This is a genomic window from Photorhabdus heterorhabditis (genome assembly GCF_001280945.1).
In the GTDB taxonomy this organism is placed as follows: domain Bacteria; phylum Pseudomonadota; class Gammaproteobacteria; order Enterobacterales; family Enterobacteriaceae; genus Photorhabdus; species Photorhabdus heterorhabditis.
Genome location: NZ_LJCS01000222.1, coordinates 1 through 589 on the forward strand (window position 1 = coordinate 1; position 589 = coordinate 589).

The window sequence follows — 589 nt, forward strand, 5'->3', positions numbered from 1 at the left end:
ACAACCGGCACGACATGTCCGGCAAACGACTGCTCAGGCGGACGGGGCCGGTCAGTAGGTAGATCCAGCAGAACCGGCGCGTCAGCCAGCATGGTGCGCCAATAGTCGGATTGAATCCGGGTACGTTCAGCCGACAGCCACTGGCGCTGCCAGGCGGCATAATCCGGGTATTGAATCACCAGCGGTGGCAACGGGTCCGGTTGCCCGGCCAGAAACGCCGTATAGAGTGTGTTCAGCTCATGAATCAACACACTGGCAGACCAGCCATCGGAAACAATGTGATGCTGGGTGAGTAAGAACCGGTATTCGTCATCGGCGAGCCGGATAAGGCTGCCGCGGATAAGCGGCCCACGGTCAAGATCAAATGGCGTATGGATTTCTCCGGCGCTCAAGCGCTCAAGCACCATATCGGCATCCGGGAGTCCGCGCAGGTCATGTTGAGATAAAGGCAAGCCACTATCCGCTTCCAACAGCCGTACCTGCGGCTGACCGTCAACCGAGACAAAAACAGAACGTAACGCCTCATGACGGGCGAACAGGGTATCCAGCGCCTGCTGCCAGGCCACGATATCCAGTTGACCACCCAAGT

General features: G+C 58.6%; 1 protein-coding gene. It reads right to left on the bottom strand.

All coding sequences use genetic code 11. The annotated features are described in order from the left end of the window. Positions 1-589, bottom strand: a 589-nt coding sequence (locus tag AM629_RS21450) for a condensation domain-containing protein (RefSeq protein WP_152912073.1), incomplete at both ends; no start/stop codon positions are given.